Consider the following 15,764-nt stretch of genomic DNA (forward strand, 5'->3'; position numbering starts at 1 on the left):
GCGCATTTTGTGGCCATGGTTTCTCCCCGCGTACGGCCAGATAGTTCCCCACCTGCTGTGAGTCAGATTCGGTCCCGGCAACGCTGGGTGGATGAAATCGAGCAGGGAGATCATGGAAATTTTGGAGGCGTACGACCTCACGGGTAGTTATCGGGCGGCGGCGGAGCTGGCTGGGTGTGATCACCACACGGTGGCCCGGTATGTGCAGATGCGCGCTGCGGGGCAGCCGCCGGACCGCCGGCGGCATCGAGCGCGGGCGATCGACGACTTTCTGCCGAAGATCGAGGAGTTGGTGGTCCGCTCGCAGGGCAAGGTCCGCGCGGATGTCATCCACGAACGGATCGTCGCGCTGGGGTTCACCGGCGGTGAGCGGACCACGCGCCGGACGGTCGCGGAGGCGAAGGCCCAGTTTCGGGCTGGTCGGCGGCGAGTGTATCGGCCGTGGGTAACCGAACCTGGGCTGTGGTTACAGTACGACTTCGGTGACGGGCCAACGATTTCCGGCCGGAAGACGACGTTGTTCTGCGCATGGTTGGCGTGGTCGCGATTTCGGGTGGTGATCCCGATCTGGGACAAGACATTGCCGACGGTGGCGGCGTGTTTGGATGCGACATTCCGCCGCTTGGGCGGGGTTCCGGTCTATGTCCTCACCGACAACGAGAAGACCGCGACGATCGATCACGTGGCCGGGATCGCGGTCCGCAATCCGGAGATCGTGGAGGTGGCACGGCATTACGGCACGACGCTGCGGACGTGTTTACCTGCTGATCCGGAGTCGAAGGGAGGAAGTGAGGCGACGGTGCGGATCGCCAAAGCCGACCTGTTGCCGAAGGAGGTGAACCTGCGCGAGCAGTATCACTCTTTCGGTGAGCTCGAGTCGGCTTGCCGGCAGTTCTGCACCGACGTCAACACCCGCGTCCACAGCTCTACTCGGCGGCGGCCGGTCGAGCGGCTGGCCGAAGAGTTGCAGCGGCTGCATCCGCTGCCGAAATCTCCGTTCACCGCGGTGTTCGGCACTACCCGGCGGGTGAACTGGGAGTCGACGATCTCGGTGGAAGGGGTGCGGTATTCGGTGCCGCACACGTTGATCGACACTCGGGTCTGGGCCCGCTTCCATGGTGAGGAGCTGATCGTGACCGCCGTCGACAATGATGGCGGTGCAGTCGAAGTCGCGCGGCACCGCCGCGGCCAACCCGGTTCACCGGTCCTCGACAACGACCACTACCCACCCCGCCCAGACCGCGACGCCGCCGACCGGGTGCCCAAGCCTCGTACCGCCGCCGAGCTCGCCTTCCTACAGTTGGGCCAGGGTGCCAACAGCTGGCTGGTCGAGGCTGCCGCCGCGGGAGCGCGCCGCATCAGGGCGAAGATGGCCGAGGCCGTGGACCTTTCGAAGCTGCACTCCCCGGACGCAGTCGACAGAGCGTTGGGGACGGCGGCGATGACCGGCCGGTTCGCCGATCGGGACCTGATCTCGATCCTCGACTACCAAGTCACCCACGAACACGCTGATCCGGTCCGTCGCAGCGAGAACCACACTCTGCAACCGGGCACCGCCGCCTGGTCCACCTTCGGCCAGACACCAGCGCCGGCCAGCCCAGCCACTACTGACGATGAAAGCGATGACGCCTGATGAGCACCCCTTTGCGCACTGTTACCAGCGCTAACGGCGACCCGTTGGCCGAGGCGATCGACCTGACTAAACGCCTGAAACTGCCCCATATCCGCAGGTCCTTGAGCGATATCATCCCGACCGCGAAAGCCCAACGCTGGGACCCCGCCGAAGTCGTGCGGGTTCTCCTCGCTGAGGAAGCCGCCGGCCGGGACCGGGCGAACCTGCACACTCGCCGCAAACGCGCGGGTTTCCCTACCGGCAAGACCTTCGGCGACTGGGACGAAACGAAATCGTCGATTCCCCGCGCCACCCAGGACGCGCTCCGCACCCTGGAGTGGGTCGGGCGGCGTGAATGTTTCTGCGTCTGTGGGCCTTCGGGAACTGGCAAGTCTCACTTCACCGAGGCACTCGGGCAGGCCGCAGTCGAAGCTGGGCTGGCGGTGTCTTGGTTCACCATCGAAGACCTCGGTGCCCTGGTCCGCCGGCACCGTGCCGACGACTCCATCGCCCGAGCCCTGACGAGGATCATCCGCTCCGACCTGATCATCGTCGACGACATCGGTCTGCTCCCGGTCTCTGAAGACGCCGCCGAAGGATTCTATCGCCTCGTCGACGCTGCCTACGAACGCCGAGCGATTGCCGTCTCGAGCAACCTGCACCCCTCCGGCTTCGACGAGATCATGCCCAAAACATTGGCCACCGCCACCGTTGACCGGCTCCTGCACCATGCGCACGTCGTCGTCACCGACGGCGACTCCTTCCGCCTCACCGAAGCCACCACCGGCAAGGGGGTGAAGCCCTTCAGCTAACCCAAATCAGAAAGCGGGTGGGGAAAAACAACTGGCCGCCACCGGGGAGAACCCGTGGCCACCAGCGGGGAGAACTACTGGCCGCCTACGGGGAGAACTTCGTGGCCATTGACAGTGCGCGGAGGACATTTCACGCTCGTACAGTGCGCGAACTGCGGTGGTCGGCGTAGACATGGCGGTTCTCCCTATTCGTGACACGGTCAGCAGCAGCCTTCGGCATCCGATTTCGGGCACAGAGTGGGGTCGACGGCGAGGACGAGGTCCATCAGCTGGCCGAGGGTGTCCCCGATCCGTGGATCGGCCAGCTCGTAGCGCGTTCGGCGGCCCTCGGGGACGGCGACGACGAGTCCGCATCCGCGCAGGCAAGCGAGGTGATTCGAGAGAATCTGACGCGAGACCCCGATCTGGTCGGCGAGGTCCGACGGATACCCCGGGGTCTCCCGCAGGCTGAGCAGTACCTGGGTTCTCGTCGAGTCCGAGAGGGCGTATCCGAATCTTGACAGTGCGTCCCGATGCAGCAAGGTATCCATATCAACCATAATACAGAAAATTATGAATACAGGAAATAGTGAATAATATGCGGTATGTCGACAGACGACTCTCGTTATAGGTGTCGACGATGGGATCAAGCACGTGCCGACGAACTCGCGTGGGTGAAACTCCGAGGCGCCGCGAGTCGCCGATCGGAGCGTGCGCCGCCCACCGGATCCACAGACCGGTTGAGCAATCACATCTGCCGCTCTCGTTGGCCTGCCACTGGGCTGCCTGGCAGTTCTGTTGGGCGGGACTCTGTGCAGATTGTTGTTGTGAAAGCAGTCCAGTGTCAGGGGTGCGAAGGTCGAGCGAGGGCGGGCTAGCCCATAGGTTGATCCGCGGCATCCTTGTCGAGACTCCCGTCTCTCTCCCACGGCCACGTCATCAGAGCCCAGATGACGAATACGATGGTCATCCCAGAAAACAGATACACCGGCCACGGACCCATCAGATCCAGCAGCGATGCGGTGGAAGGTTTGGCGTTGAGAAAGCCGTAGTTGGTATCGGCGACGCGATTGAAGATGAAAGTGACTATCGCCCATGTGAGCGTGACCAGCACCGCGAGGCGGTAGCTGCGCCATGTAGGTCGCATTCTCCGGCCCCACGTGAGATAGATCGCGGCCCAGACGACAAACAGGTGAATCGCCCAGAAGGCAAGAAACTCGTAACCGGGGAAGTCTGGCCCGGCCAGAGCCGGTGAAATCAACGCCTGCGTACTCAATACAAGCCCCCAGTAGTAGGTGAGGGCGAACGGCCAATGTCGGTGCGACCACAATGCGTAGATCGCGGACACTGTCGCGAGATCGGTGAGTTGTAAGGGTACGGATCCTCCTAGCGTGGGCGAGGACAGCGAGTAGAGCACCGCCGAGCCGTATATCACCGCCAGTATTCCGCCGAGGACGCGGCTGAGGTGGCGAGCTTGCACCTCGGTCTGTCTACGTCCCGCCCAGATCAGAAACACAGAACCCACGACAAACAGAGCGATGACGGCCCAATGCGATAGGCCGTACGCCGAAAACTCGGGTTGCGCAGAGTACACATCTCTCACTTCCTCGGCGCCGCCGAACGCACTGCTCCGTGACAACCTTCGCAGATGGCTGTTCCAGTTCGGAAGTGCCGTTCTCCGGTTAGTTGACGATGATCGTGTCCCCAGTGAGAGAAAGGGGGTAACTGTTTAGGGACTTCTGAGCAGGTCTTTGCACGACCGAGCCATCGACGATGGAGTATCGGCTGCCATGACATGGGCAGTTGATCGTTCCATCGCTGACCTCGGAGACTACGCATCCCTGGTGGGTACATACCGCAGAGAAGGCTTGGAACACGCCTTCCTGCGGCTGGGTTATCACGACTTGCTCGTCCGCCAGAATGACTCCGCCGCCGACAGGAACCGCTGATATCGGAACCTCGGCACTGCCCAGGGTTACGCCGGGTGCCTTGCTGTTGTTCTGGGTGCTACATCCGGCGACGGCGAGACAAGTTGTTGCGCAGGCTGTGAGGAGGACCGTTCGGCGCCCGACCTTGATGTCGGATGGATCGATCGTGCTCATGCGGGGACCACCAAACCAGTGAGAAACATCAGGAGTATTCCGACGCCGACGCCGACGAGGACCATCGGATCCAGGTCCGAGCGGCCTTGTGTGCGCAGGGACGGTGCAATTTGGATGACGACTTGAATGATTGCCCCGACGCCGACTCCGAGCAGCAACGCAGATACTTCACGGTTGTCGACGCCCGCCCCGATAACAGCACCGAGGATTGCCGGCGCACCCGCGATCAATCCCAACCCCAACAAGGTCAGCAGGGGGGTGCGTCGCCGAGCCAACGGTGCGATGATCGCGAGCCCCTCTGTTGTGTTGTGCAGGGTGAATCCGATAACGAGGAACGCGCCGAGCGCAAGCTCACCTACCGCATACGCGGATCCGATCGCGAGGCCTTCTCCGAGATTGTGCAATCCGATGCCGATGGAAATCATCAGTGCCAGTCTGAGTTCGGATGCGCCTGTCGTACCGGCTGGGCGTCTTCCGCGCAGGTATCGGTCGATGCACGTGAGCGTCAGGAAGGCGATCGCCGCGCCGAGAACGACGAGAGTGCCGCCGCCGAAGGCTCCGCTCGAGGCTGCTGCCAGTTTGAACCCCTCGCTCGTGCCGTCGAAGATCAAAAAGGCGAGCAGACCGACCGTGACGGCCAGCACGAATCTGACTGCCCTGACGCCGGCGCCCCGCATCACAGGCAGCAAGAGCATCCCGAGCAGGACCGGGATGACTCCGACGTATGTGCCCAAGAGAGCCATCAAGCCGAAGAACGCCACTCCCGGGGCGGGAGTTGCTACGGCAGCGGGAATTTCGTGTTCGATGACCAACCCTGTGGAGGTGAGCATCGAGACGAGGTACGGCTGTCCGGTGATCCACGGGTAGTCGAGGGTGATCGTCTGGGACTCGAGTCTGCCGATGGGATCTGCAGCTCCTACCAAATCGACGAATGTGTCGTTCACGGCAACTTGCGCGACGGTCACCGCGTCGGGGCCGGTGTTGCGTAGCGTCAACGTGATTCGGCCTGGTTCGAGGGCAGTTCGTTCGACGGAGATGTTCTCGATCGGTGGGCCGGTGCGTTCGGGGAGACTTTGTCCTGCGAGCATTGCCAGCGCAGTCAGGGCGATGACGATGATCGCGAGCACTGCGGCGCCTCGGAGCCAAAGGCCGGTGCGCGATGCGTCGCTTTGAGCGGACCCTGTCTGCGCGGAACCCGCAGCGCCAAGGGAATTCTCATGAGTGCTCGTCGGAGAGGGAGGATCAGGGGTGCCGGTCATTCGGTCACCTCGAAGAATCCCATCCAGCCCAGATCTGCGAATTCGGTTTTGTGGGCGTGGAACATGTACTTGCCCAGGTAGGGAAAGCGCAGTTCGCATATTCCGCGCTGACCTTGGGCCTGGATGATCGTGTCCGTGAATTCGCTGGGCTCGAGGCGTGTTCCGGTCGGGTAGTAGTCGAAGAAGTTTCCGTGTAGGTGGAAGCTGTTGATCGGGTCGTATTCGAGGATGTTGACCAGGTAGATGCGAACCAGTTCGTCTCGTTTCACCTGTACAGGTTCGTGCATGTAATGGAACGGGATGCCGTTGACGGCGTAGAGCTGGTTTCCTTGCCCGTCGAATGTGGTGTTGTAGCCGTGCATCACCATCACCATTTCGTCGGCCGCAGGGCGCCCCTGAGCTGGATCGACGATGAACGTGCCGTACATGCCGCGGGCGATGTGCTCTGCCAGTGGATTGACGTGGCAGTGATAGAGATGCAATCCGAAAGGGATGGCATCGAATTCGTAAGTGAATGATTCGCCCGGCTCGATGATTCCCCGCCCCACCCCGGGAATTCCGTCCATTTCAGCGGGATGGATTCCGTGAAAGTGCATCGTGTGTGGGTGCGCGGAGCCGTTGACGAACTTCACTCGGAGCCGGTCTCCCTCACTGCATCTCAACGCGGGACCCGGAATGCGGGAGTTGAAGGTCCACGCCGGAAAATAGACTCCTGGTGCTACCTCGATCTCTTCGTCGGCTGCGAAGATCTCCCACTCGCGTAGCGTTCGACCGTCAGGCAATTCGGAGGTCGTCCCGTAGTCGAAGTCCCGCAGCAGTGCCGTGGGATGAAACCCGTTGGCAGTGTGGTTCACCTGCTGACCGGCCCGAAAGGTCGCGCCGCTCGTGCCGCCGTGACGGACTCCGCCGTCTCCGTCAGGTGCGGCGGTACTCGGGTTGGTGTTTCCGGGATGCTCGGTAGGCGATGCGCCCGCAACTCTTCCTGCGTTCATCATGAGTCCGGCTGATCCGGCGAGCGCCCCACCGATCAACAATTGTCGCCGCGACGGTGCGCTCATGGCCACCCGACCGAAGCATCGACATTCCTGACAGTCACGAGAGTCACACCTCAAAGTTTGTCATGCCAAACTTTATTTTCATAGACACCAAACTATCCGAACGCATTCGACCGAAAACAGGCGGACCACGCGAATTTTCGACGAGTGGGGGCGTCGTGGTTTCGCCACCTCGAACCGCAGAAGTTCGCAGAGATGGACTGCTTCCCTGCTGACAGCGCTCCGGCTCCCTCCTCGCTCCGAGTCAGGTCACACGGATTGCGGACGCTGAATCTCACGTTCGGACCCGCGCGAGGATTCGACCAGCAGCGACACGACGACCAGGATGAATCCACAGGTGAGGTAGGTATCGGCAAGATTGAAGGTGGGCCACCAGCCGGTGTGGAAGTAGTCGGTGACCTTCCCGTCGAGGGCTCGGTCGACCACGTTGGAGGCAGCTCCGGCGACAATCAGAGCGAAACCGATCACAGCCACCCCACGACTTTGCGGGACACTCCGCCAGGCGTATACGGCGATTCCCATGGTGGCGAGAGCGGTAAAGGCGATGATGACGGCACTCGGCAGCTGATTACCCAGACTGAAGGCGACACCACTGTTGTATGCCAGCCTCAAACTGACGACGCCCAGATCCATCTCGTTGACCCCGGACAGGTGCTTCCGCGCAACGGGCTCAATCGTCAGGGCGACGACGACCGAAATCAGCGCCGTCGTAGCGAAGAGAATTCGTCTCTTGTGATGGGCGGATTTGTCGTTCGTGGTCACCTCGTTGGTACTCACCACGGAAGCTCCTGGCAACGCCCGTCACCCGCGGCGGGTTCTACCTGCAGGGTCGCGTGAACGAGATTGAACTGGGTGGCCAACAGATCCTGGGCAGCAGCGAGAACCTTGGTCGGATCGGACTCCTCGTCGATCGTCAGATGCGCCGACGCAACTTCCATGCCCGATGTGAGCGTCCAGATGTGAAGGTCGTGGGCGTCCTTGACCCCGGGGATCCCCTGCAAGGCTTGCGTCACCTCGGTGATGCTCACGCCGGCGGGGGCGTGCTGGAGCAGGATCCGCAGGGCATGGCGGCCGAGATTGTAGGCACGCGGTAGGACGAACAAGCCGATCGCAACACCGATCACCGGATCCGCGTACCGCCATCCGAAGATCAGTGTGACCAATCCGCTGATCAGGACTCCAACGGACCCGAGCATGTCAGCCATGACCTCGAGATAGGCGCCCCGGACGTTGATGCTTTCCTTCGCCCCGCTGCGAAGCAGCAAGAATGCCGCGATGTTCATCACGAGGCCGACGACAGCGACGATGCTCACCGGGAGTCCAGGGACCTCAGGCGGATCGGAAAGTCGACCGAGAGCTTCGTAGAGAACCCATCCGGCGACACCGAACAGGAGTAGGGCATTGAACAAGGCAGCGAACACCTCCGCCCGGTACATACCGAACGTGCGATCCGGGCGCGATCGCGCTCTTTGCGCAAGCAAGATAGCGGTCAATGCCATGAGGATGCCGAACACATCGGTGAAGACGTGTGCGGAGTCGGAGAGCAGGGCGAGCGATGACGTGGACAACCCCACGATGACTTGCGTGACGAACGTGACCAGACCGAGCCCGACGGCTATCCATAATTTGCGGACATGTTTACCCGATGCACTCGCAGCTTGTTCCGCAACGCCGTGCCCATGGCCGTGACCCATCTCGATATGCCCTTCTCGCCTATGACTGGAGCGTCGTATTCTCATATGCGCATATTTGCCAACGAGAGAGTTTCAGTAAACCCTGGCTGAAGCACCCATGCAACTATCCGTCATAGTATTTTGGTCCGGAGCACCGATCGCGCGGGCGAGATCCACAATGCTGAGAGGTCCACCCGCAAATGATCGAAACCGAACCGTCCGGCGCCGATACCCTCGTCGTCGGACGACCCATACGGAAAGTATTGGGATGGGGTGTCATAGCTGCAATCACTGCGGCGGCATTGGCGCGCGCATCAACTTCCGAGGCGCTGCGATTGCTCGGACTTCCAGATCCGGGGCCCTTGACGATTTACGGACTCCCGGCGGTGATGGCGTTCGGCGAGGTTGCCGCCGTGATGACCGTAGGCAGTCTACTTTTGGCTGCCGTTCTCGTTCCGCCTCAAGCCTCAGGTGTACTCGATGTCGACGGATATCTGGCGCTACGAACCGCAAGCGTCGCCGCCGCTATCTGGGCGGTATGCGCGGCGCTGCTCGTTCCACTCACCCTCTCGGACAGTTCAGGCCAACCTCTCTCCGTCGTGTTCGCCGATCCAGGGCTGTTCGCTCGCGCGATTTCGGACATCGATGTCACAACTGCATGGGCATGGACCGCAGGGCTCGCACTCGTGCTCGCGATTGCGTGTCGTCTGACCCTGCGATATTCGTGGACACCGTTACTTCTCGCATTCGCTTTGTTCAGCCTGCTCCCCAGGGCATTGTCGGGTCACTCCTCTTCGGGTGGATCCCACGACATCGCCACGAACAGTTTGGTTCTGCATATCCTCGCGGCGTCGATTTGGATGGGAGGAATAGCGGCTCTCGTGTTGCATGCCCGCAGAAAGGGGAGCTATCTCGACTTCGCCGCGCGCCGCTTCTCGGCCGTGGCACTCATGGCGTTCGTCGTCATAGCGATCAGCGGTGTGGTCAACGCTGCCGTGCGGGTGCCGCTCACCGCGGTGTGGAGTAGCACCTACGGTGTCTTGATTCTTGCCAAAGTCGCCGCCTTGGTCCTCACCGGACTGGCAGGTTGGCGCCAACGGAAAATCGCGATCGCCGAACTGACGAAGGATCCTAGCGACGGTCGCACCTTCATTCGTCTGGCAGTGGTGGAGTCGGTGGTTCTCGCAGTAACCGTCGGTATCGCCGTCGCCCTGGGCCGCACGCCGCCCCCGGCGCCCACGGAGCGACAGGATCCGAGCAGAGTCGAGGAGGTGCTCGGGTATGCGCTCGATGGCGTACCGACTGCGGGCCGCTTGCTCGTCGACTGGCGATTCGATCTCATTTTCGGAACTCTCGCCGTGGTGTTGGCTGCGTGCTACGTCGTCGGCGTTTTTCGCCTCCGACAGCAGGGCGTGCAGTGGTCGACGTTCCGATCGGTCAGCTGGGCTCTGGGGTGCCTGGTGTTGCTTGTCGCAACATCATCGGGAGTGGGTAGGTATGCACCTGCAGTGATGAGTATGCATATGGCGGCAACGTCCGCCGTGGCGGTCCTTGCTCCACTCTGTCTGGTCCTGGGCGCCCCGTTCACGCTGTTCAGGCTCTCCGTTCGGCGATCGTCCGGAGATGCGCCGGGGCTGAGGGAATGGGCGCAAAGCGTGTACAGAGGCTCCTGGTTCCGATTCATGTCCCAGCCCTATGTGATCGCTGTGATTTTCGCCGGAGCCCTGCCTCTCCTTTACCTGGGGGGGATGTACAGCGCTGTCGCCGGCTCGCACGTCCCCCATCTGGTGATCAACGGAACCCTGCTGATCTGCGGTTTCATGTTCTTCTGGGTCATGGTCGGCGTCGATCCCTTGCCGAGGCGAGCGAGCGCCGCGATCAGGACGACCCTGCTCCTGGCGGCGTTCTTGGCCTACGGGGGCCTCGCAGCAGCACTGATCGCCACTGACACGGTGATTGCCGATCAGTACTTCGCGTCGTTGCAGCGCGGCTGGCTCGACGACTTCTCGCGAGATCAACGGTTCGGTGCCGGACTGATAATCGCGATCGGAGCAGTGCCCCTGGCAATCGCGACAGGGTTTCTCCTCACCGCGTGCTGCTCGCCGAGATGCCACCGCGCGGCAGATGAGTAGGAGAAGGTGCATTCGCAGCGGGGCGGTCTGTCGAGATTTTGAATTTTGTCAACGCTCGCCCAAAAACTATGCGAAATAGTAGTACGCTGTCTGGGACCGTCACCATTCTGTGACCTTCCGCGACGCAAGGAATGCGATCTTGGCCCGACACCGCAAGCCCGACACCGACGATCTCGACTGCCCACTTCGGGAAAGTTATCTTTTCGGCACGCCACACAGCGATCGAGACCTGCCAGTCGACACGATGTATATCTCCACCGCATCTGCAGTCGACCGGGAATCCGTCGCTGGAAGCGTTCAGGCGCGACGCGGCGGCGCTCATCGCCGACAGTCCCGCAATCGTCCTGGTGGACGGGCTTTGGTTCTCTCTGTCGCCACCGGCGCTTTGCTTGCCGCCGGCACATCCGCCTCACATGCATCGACAGGGAGCGTCAGTGTTCCCGTCGAGCTCGACCAGCAACCGTTGGCACCTCTCGAGCAGGCGCTGGCATCGGCTCCGGAAATTCTCCAGGTTCCCAAACTGGCCGAGCTGGGGAGGCTGGCCGAACAGTTGGCTCGAGGCACCGAACGCGACACCGATCGCGCTTCGAGAGAGGCAGCTGCACGCCAACCGCTGACGATGGCTCCTGTCAGCGGAACATTGACGTCGAACTACGGACCGCGTTGGGGGTCGACTCATTACGGGTTGGACATTGCCAATGAGATCGGTACACCTATCGTGTCCGTCACCGACGGCACGGTACTCGAGTCCGGACCTGCGTCCGGTTTCGGACTGTGGGTCCGTATCCTGCAGGATGACGGGACAATCGGGGTCTTCGGACACATCAACGAGACTCTGGTAACCGCGGGTCAAAAGGTGCGTGCCGGAGAATTGATTGCGACGGTAGGAAACAGGGGACAATCAACAGGGCCACATCTGCATTACGAGGTGTGGCAGGCAGACGGCCAGAAGGTCGATCCCATGGCATGGTTGGACGCGCGTGGGGTACAGATCCAGCCTCCGGCCGTCAGTGACTGACGCAATCGACGATTTCCGAAGGGGGAAGGAAGATGAAGAGACTCGGCGGGCTCGAATCCGAAGTGATGGATCTCCTGTGGGATGCAGAAGAGCCGCAGTCTGTGCGGGATCTGGTCGACCGCTTCGAGGGCGGCGCCCCGAAGGCATACACCACGATCTTGACCGTCGTGACGCACCTTCACGAAAAAGGGTGGGTGCAGAGGGAAAAACGAAGCCGCGCATACATCTATTCGCCATCGCGTAGCCGCGATGAAGCGACCTCACTGGCCATGCGCGAATTACTCGACAACAGCAATGACTCTGTTTCAGCGCTTCTGCACTTCGCGCAAAACGTCTCCGATGACGAATACGAGGCACTGCGGCGAGCACTGGATCACGGCAAGGTTCGGTAGATGACTCTCGCCGCAGTCCTCCTTCTCGGGGCCGTGCTCATCGGAGCGTTCATGCCCAAGGTTTTGCGGCGTTTCGAATCGACCACTCTGGCTCCTGCAGCGATTCTCGCGGCATGGATCGGCAGCATCGTGGGTCTGGGATTCCTTGCCGTATCGGCAGTAGTGATCCTTCTGTGGCCGAGCCATGCACCAGCGGAAGGGCTCTCCGAGGCCCTTGTGCGATGCTTCACTGCCTTCCAACACGCGATGGCCCCCTGGATCGGGGAAGCGCTCGCTGTCGGCGGAGTTGCGGTTACCGCGCTCATCGCCGTTCGCAGCTTGTTCTTGGCTCATCGGCAACATAAGGGCCGAGCCAAGGTCCGCGACTACCACCGTGATGTCGTATCGATCATCGCCCGCGCAGATCCGGCATCGGATGATGTTCTCTGGCTTGATCATCCGATGCCGATGGCCTACAGCGTCGCTGGACGGCCGGGATTCGTCGTAGCGACCAAAGGTCTCTCCGATTGCTTGACCGCCTCCGAGCGCGAAGCGGTGATCGCGCACGAGCGGGCACACTTGCGAGGGCAGCATCACCGGATCATTAATGTGTGTGAAGTCTTCGCGAAGGCGCTGCCGGTGATCCCGCTGTTCAAAGCGGCTCCCGCTGCGGTGCGGCGGCTGGTCGAGCTCGCTGCCGATGATCGGGCCGCACAGGCCACCAGCCCCGATGCCGTCCGGTCGGCGTTGCGCGTGGTGGCGACGTCGCCGCTACCTCAGCCGGTGTGGACTCTCGGGCTCGGTGACGACGAGATCTCGGTGCGTTTGGTCAGGCTGCAGGCCGATTCCCGGATTCGCGGCACCAAACTGGTCTGCATCTCTGCTGCGATGCTCCCGATGATCGTTCCCGTCATCGCCGCGTTGACCACCATGGTCGTCTTCTCTGCGTCCGCTCATGCCCTCGTGACCTGACGGCAGTCGGAAAGGGTGGCCGAGGCGCCACCCGGACCCAAAAACTATGCAACGTAGTATTTGGGTTATGCTTCTGTCGCACACTCTATTTGCGTCTCGACAGGAAGCGGGCTGACTATGACCGCAATTGCATCACCCCCGATCCCCGCCCGGCCGTACCCCGCGCGACGGGCGCCGAAGGGATCGGTGCTGCGGAACCTTGTGACGACGACCGATCACAAGACGCTCGGCTTGATGTATTTGGTGACTTCGTTCGCGTTCTTCCTCATCGGCGGGCTCATGGCGCTGATCATGCGCAGCGAACTGGCGATTCCGGGCATGCAATTCCTGTCGAACGAGCAGTACAACCAACTCTTCACCATGCACGGCACGATCATGCTGCTGCTGTACGCGACGCCGGTGGTGTTCGGATTCGCCAATTTCGTTCTCCCCCTGCAGATCGGTGCGCCGGATGTCGCCTTCCCGCGACTGAACGCGTTCAGCTACTGGCTCTACCTTTTCGGTGCTCTCATCGCTACGGGCGGGTTCGTCACTCCCGGAGGTGCCGCAGATTTCGGCTGGACGGCCTACACGCCTCTGAGTTCGGCAGTCAGCTCACCTGGGGTCGGTGCGGATCTGTGGATTGTGGGGCTTCTCGTCTCCGGTCTCGGCACGATTCTCGGCGCGGTCAACATGATCACCACCATTGTCTGCTTACGCGCTCCCGGTATGACGATGTTCCGCATGCCGATCTTCACGTGGAACATCTTCATCACCTCTGTCTTGATTCTGTTGGCCTTCCCGCTGTTGACCGCCGCACTCTTCGCACTGCTTTACGACCGTCGCCTCGGTGGCAACATCTTCGACCCCGCGAATGGCGGAGTCCTGCTGTGGCAGCACCTGTTCTGGTTCTTCGGCCACCCCGAGGTCTACATCATCGCGCTGCCCTTCTTCGGTATCGTCTCGGAGATATTTCCGGTCTTCAGCCGCAAACCGATCTTCGGCTACAGCGGCCTGGTCTACGCGACGCTCGGTATCGCGGCGCTGTCGATCGCAGTGTGGGCGCATCACATGTACGCGACGGGCGCGGTTCTCCTGCCGTACTTCTCGTTCATGACGTTCCTGATCGCCGTGCCGACGGGTGTGAAGATCTTCAACTGGATCGGCACGATGTGGAAGGGACACCTGACGTTCGAGTCACCGATGCTGTTCTCTCTCGGATTCTTGATCACCTTCCTCTTCGGTGGTCTGTCCGGTGTGCTGCTGGCGAGCCCTCCGCTGGATTTTCAGGTCACGGATACTTACTTCGTGGTCGCCCACTTCCACTACGTGGTTTTCGGTACGGTCGTGTTCGCGACGTACGCCGGTATCTACTTCTGGTTCCCGAAGATGACCGGTCGCATGATGGACGAGCGCCTTGGCAAGTGGCACTTTTGGACCACGTTCGTCGGCTTTCACATGACGTTCCTCGTTCAGCACTGGCTCGGTGCCGAGGGTATGCCGCGTCGTTACGCCGACTACCTACCCGCGGACGGGTTCACCACACTCAATACAGTCTCGACCATCGGTTCCTTCATTCTCGGAGCCTCCACTCTCCCGTTCATCTGGAACGTCTTCAAGAGCTACCGATTCGGCGAAGTGGTCACTGTCGACGATCCGTGGGGCTACGGAAACTCGCTGGAGTGGGCAACGACCTGCCCGCCGCCGCGTCACAACTTCACCGAGTTGCCGCGCATCCGCAGCGAGCGTCCGGCCTTCGAGTTGCATTACCCGCACATGGTTGCTCGGATGCGAGCAGAAGCACACGTCGGGGCCGGTCACCGGCCGGAGACGAGTTCATCAGAATCGGAGAAGGTACTTACCGCATCCACGTCCGATGATGACGAGAAGAATTAGCTCGGCGGCCATACCGATGGGAAAGTCAATGTCAACACGAACAATGCCGGTGGTCATCGTCCCGGCAACAGATACCGCTGCCGCCCTACTCACGGACTGGTTGATTCGAGACGTACTGCCGACCGCTCTCGACGGCGGCGTGGCGAACCATGCTGGTGCCCGGTTGCGGACTTTGCCACCGGTATCTCGTCGCCACATCCGGCACCCCCGCAAACTTCGGGTTCACACCCGTCGAGTCAGCGAAGTAATCGCCGCAATCGAGAATCATCTCCAGACCGGAGCGGATTTCGTTGACGCAGAGCGGACCTTCATGCGTTCCACCACTGTCCTTCCAGACCCCGTGCTGAACGCCGCGGCCAGTATCAGTGGCGCAGTGATGGATATCGGGAGTTCCGCGGCGGCATTGGCGAATCGTGCCCTCCTTCTCGTTCCGACGACAATCGAGTCGTCGGAAGCGGCGCTCTCGACGCAATCGAGGGTAACCGAATCCTATTACGCCCTCCTTGCGCGGCTGTGGCACAGAGATTTTCACGCGAGTATCGTGATTCCGCAGACCGAACCCTGAGCGCTCCTCGCTTCGGTGTGCTGTCACGAGGGGGGCACACCGAAGCGAGATTATTCGCGCTCTCGACGCCGATTCTCAGTCGTACGGCGTGGAGACCAACGAGCAATCAGGCGGCAAGGCAAAGAGAGTCGCTACTTCTTCGGAGGAATCGCTCTCTTTGCCGCAAGCGCAGCCCTCCGGATCTGGCTGGTCAGTTTTCCACCGGTCTTGGCTTCGGCAGACGCGGCGGTTTTGTCGATCGCGTTTTCGATCTTGTCTGCGTTCTTCGAGGCAGCCTCCTTGCCCTTGTCGACTAGCGCTTTCGCTGCACCCATGAATTTCATATTCGTCTCCTTCTCC

General features: G+C 61.5%; 16 protein-coding genes. 8 read left to right on the forward strand and 8 right to left on the reverse strand.

Annotated features, from left to right (window positions below; translation table 11 throughout):
• The first annotated feature begins 91 nt into the window (after positions 1-91).
• Positions 92-1,633, forward strand: a complete 1,542-nt coding sequence (istA, locus tag BH682_RS35125; protein WP_030538069.1) for an IS21-like element IS1415 family transposase — start codon at positions 92-94, stop codon at positions 1,631-1,633.
• Positions 1,633-2,424 carry an IS21-like element IS1415 family helper ATPase IstB gene (gene istB / locus BH682_RS35130; RefSeq protein ID WP_003944771.1) on the forward strand — a complete coding sequence of 264 codons (792 nt, stop codon included), beginning with the start codon at positions 1,633-1,635 and terminating at the stop codon, positions 2,422-2,424. The genes istA and istB overlap by 1 nt, the downstream gene beginning before the upstream one ends.
• A gap of 200 nt (positions 2,425-2,624) precedes the next feature.
• Here istB and BH682_RS35135 read toward each other — a convergent pair whose 3' ends face one another.
• The 7 genes from BH682_RS35135 to BH682_RS35165 all read right to left on the reverse strand — a co-directional run bounded on the left by BH682_RS35135 (position 2,625) and on the right by BH682_RS35165 (position 8,513).
• Positions 2,625-2,954, reverse strand: a complete 330-nt coding sequence (locus tag BH682_RS35135; protein ID WP_030538015.1) for an ArsR/SmtB family transcription factor — start codon at positions 2,952-2,954, stop codon at positions 2,625-2,627.
• 323 nt (positions 2,955-3,277) lie between these two features.
• A complete protein-coding gene (locus BH682_RS35140) occupies positions 3,278-3,997 on the reverse strand; it encodes a YwaF family protein (RefSeq protein ID WP_047270644.1) in 720 nt (239 codons plus the stop codon).
• An 88-nt stretch (positions 3,998-4,085) separates the two neighbouring features.
• Positions 4,086-4,505 (reverse strand): QcrA and Rieske domain-containing protein, encoded by a 420-nt coding sequence (locus BH682_RS35145; protein WP_047270587.1) that lies wholly within the window; start codon positions 4,503-4,505, stop codon positions 4,086-4,088.
• Complete coding sequence (locus tag BH682_RS35150; RefSeq protein ID WP_021334393.1) at positions 4,502-5,764, reverse strand: ZIP family metal transporter; 1,263 nt, start codon at positions 5,762-5,764, stop codon at positions 4,502-4,504. Before BH682_RS35150 ends, BH682_RS35145 begins: the two co-directional genes overlap by 4 nt.
• On the reverse strand, positions 5,761-6,822 hold the full coding sequence (locus tag BH682_RS35155; protein WP_021334392.1) for a multicopper oxidase domain-containing protein: 1,062 nt from the start codon (positions 6,820-6,822) through the stop codon (positions 5,761-5,763). The genes BH682_RS35150 and BH682_RS35155 overlap by 4 nt, the downstream gene beginning before the upstream one ends.
• A gap of 246 nt (positions 6,823-7,068) precedes the next feature.
• Positions 7,069-7,596, reverse strand: coding sequence for a signal peptidase II (gene lspA / locus BH682_RS35160; RefSeq protein WP_047270588.1), 528 nt, complete (start codon positions 7,594-7,596; stop codon positions 7,069-7,071).
• Positions 7,593-8,513 (reverse strand): cation diffusion facilitator family transporter, encoded by a 921-nt coding sequence (locus tag BH682_RS35165; RefSeq protein ID WP_003944635.1) that lies wholly within the window; start codon positions 8,511-8,513, stop codon positions 7,593-7,595. Before BH682_RS35165 ends, lspA begins: the two co-directional genes overlap by 4 nt.
• Before the next feature lie 179 nt (positions 8,514-8,692).
• Between BH682_RS35165 and BH682_RS35170 the strand changes: the two genes are divergently transcribed.
• The 6 genes from BH682_RS35170 to BH682_RS35195 all read left to right on the forward strand — a co-directional run bounded on the left by BH682_RS35170 (position 8,693) and on the right by BH682_RS35195 (position 15,425).
• Positions 8,693-10,624, forward strand: coding sequence for a bifunctional copper resistance protein CopD/cytochrome c oxidase assembly protein (locus BH682_RS35170; RefSeq protein ID WP_075836663.1), 1,932 nt, complete (start codon positions 8,693-8,695; stop codon positions 10,622-10,624).
• A 139-nt stretch (positions 10,625-10,763) separates the two neighbouring features.
• The gene (locus BH682_RS35175) at positions 10,764-11,642 is read left to right on the forward strand and encodes a M23 family metallopeptidase (protein WP_223304455.1); all 879 of its coding nucleotides are present in this window, start codon (positions 10,764-10,766) and stop codon (positions 11,640-11,642) included.
• 32 nt (positions 11,643-11,674) lie between these two features.
• A complete protein-coding gene (locus BH682_RS35180) occupies positions 11,675-12,034 on the forward strand; it encodes a BlaI/MecI/CopY family transcriptional regulator (RefSeq protein ID WP_003944627.1) in 360 nt (119 codons plus the stop codon).
• Positions 12,035-12,985, forward strand: a complete 951-nt coding sequence (locus BH682_RS35185; protein ID WP_075836664.1) for a M56 family metallopeptidase — start codon at positions 12,035-12,037, stop codon at positions 12,983-12,985.
• A gap of 117 nt (positions 12,986-13,102) precedes the next feature.
• Entirely contained in the window at positions 13,103-14,860 is a 1,758-nt protein-coding gene (ctaD, locus tag BH682_RS35190) for an aa3-type cytochrome oxidase subunit I (RefSeq protein ID WP_047270592.1), read from the forward strand.
• Between the two features lie 28 nt (positions 14,861-14,888).
• On the forward strand, positions 14,889-15,425 hold the full coding sequence (locus BH682_RS35195) for a hypothetical protein (RefSeq protein WP_223304456.1): 537 nt from the start codon (positions 14,889-14,891) through the stop codon (positions 15,423-15,425).
• A gap of 131 nt (positions 15,426-15,556) precedes the next feature.
• Here BH682_RS35195 and BH682_RS35200 read toward each other — a convergent pair whose 3' ends face one another.
• The gene (locus tag BH682_RS35200; RefSeq protein WP_047270593.1) at positions 15,557-15,748 is read right to left on the reverse strand and encodes an antitoxin; all 192 of its coding nucleotides are present in this window, start codon (positions 15,746-15,748) and stop codon (positions 15,557-15,559) included.
• Positions 15,749-15,764 lie beyond the last annotated feature (16 nt).

The organism is Rhodococcus sp. YL-1 (assembly GCF_001942025.1).
Classification (GTDB): Bacteria; Actinomycetota; Actinomycetes; order Mycobacteriales; family Mycobacteriaceae; genus Rhodococcus_F; species Rhodococcus_F qingshengii.

What these genes read in the sequence shown, in the direction of transcription:
- BH682_RS35170 (WP_075836663.1), top strand. Translation starts at nt 8,693, where the DNA reads ATGATCGAAACCGAACCGTCCGGCGCCGATACCCTCGTCGTCGGACGA.
- BH682_RS35165 (WP_003944635.1), bottom strand. Translation starts at nt 8,513, where the DNA reads ATGGGTCACGGCCATGGGCACGGCGTTGCGGAACAAGCTGCGAGTGCA.
- istA (WP_030538069.1), top strand. Translation starts at nt 92, where the DNA reads ATGAAATCGAGCAGGGAGATCATGGAAATTTTGGAGGCGTACGACCTC.
- BH682_RS35155 (WP_021334392.1), bottom strand. Translation starts at nt 6,822, where the DNA reads ATGAGCGCACCGTCGCGGCGACAATTGTTGATCGGTGGGGCGCTCGCC.
- BH682_RS35200 (WP_047270593.1), bottom strand. Translation starts at nt 15,748, where the DNA reads ATGAAATTCATGGGTGCAGCGAAAGCGCTAGTCGACAAGGGCAAGGAG.
- BH682_RS35150 (WP_021334393.1), bottom strand. Translation starts at nt 5,764, where the DNA reads ATGACCGGCACCCCTGATCCTCCCTCTCCGACGAGCACTCATGAGAAT.
- BH682_RS35145 (WP_047270587.1), bottom strand. Translation starts at nt 4,505, where the DNA reads ATGAGCACGATCGATCCATCCGACATCAAGGTCGGGCGCCGAACGGTC.
- BH682_RS35180 (WP_003944627.1), top strand. Translation starts at nt 11,675, where the DNA reads ATGAAGAGACTCGGCGGGCTCGAATCCGAAGTGATGGATCTCCTGTGG.
- BH682_RS35185 (WP_075836664.1), top strand. Translation starts at nt 12,035, where the DNA reads ATGACTCTCGCCGCAGTCCTCCTTCTCGGGGCCGTGCTCATCGGAGCG.
- BH682_RS35135 (WP_030538015.1), bottom strand. Translation starts at nt 2,954, where the DNA reads ATGGATACCTTGCTGCATCGGGACGCACTGTCAAGATTCGGATACGCC.
- BH682_RS35195 (WP_223304456.1), top strand. Translation starts at nt 14,889, where the DNA reads ATGTCAACACGAACAATGCCGGTGGTCATCGTCCCGGCAACAGATACC.
- istB (WP_003944771.1), top strand. Translation starts at nt 1,633, where the DNA reads ATGAGCACCCCTTTGCGCACTGTTACCAGCGCTAACGGCGACCCGTTG.
- ctaD (WP_047270592.1), top strand. Translation starts at nt 13,103, where the DNA reads ATGACCGCAATTGCATCACCCCCGATCCCCGCCCGGCCGTACCCCGCG.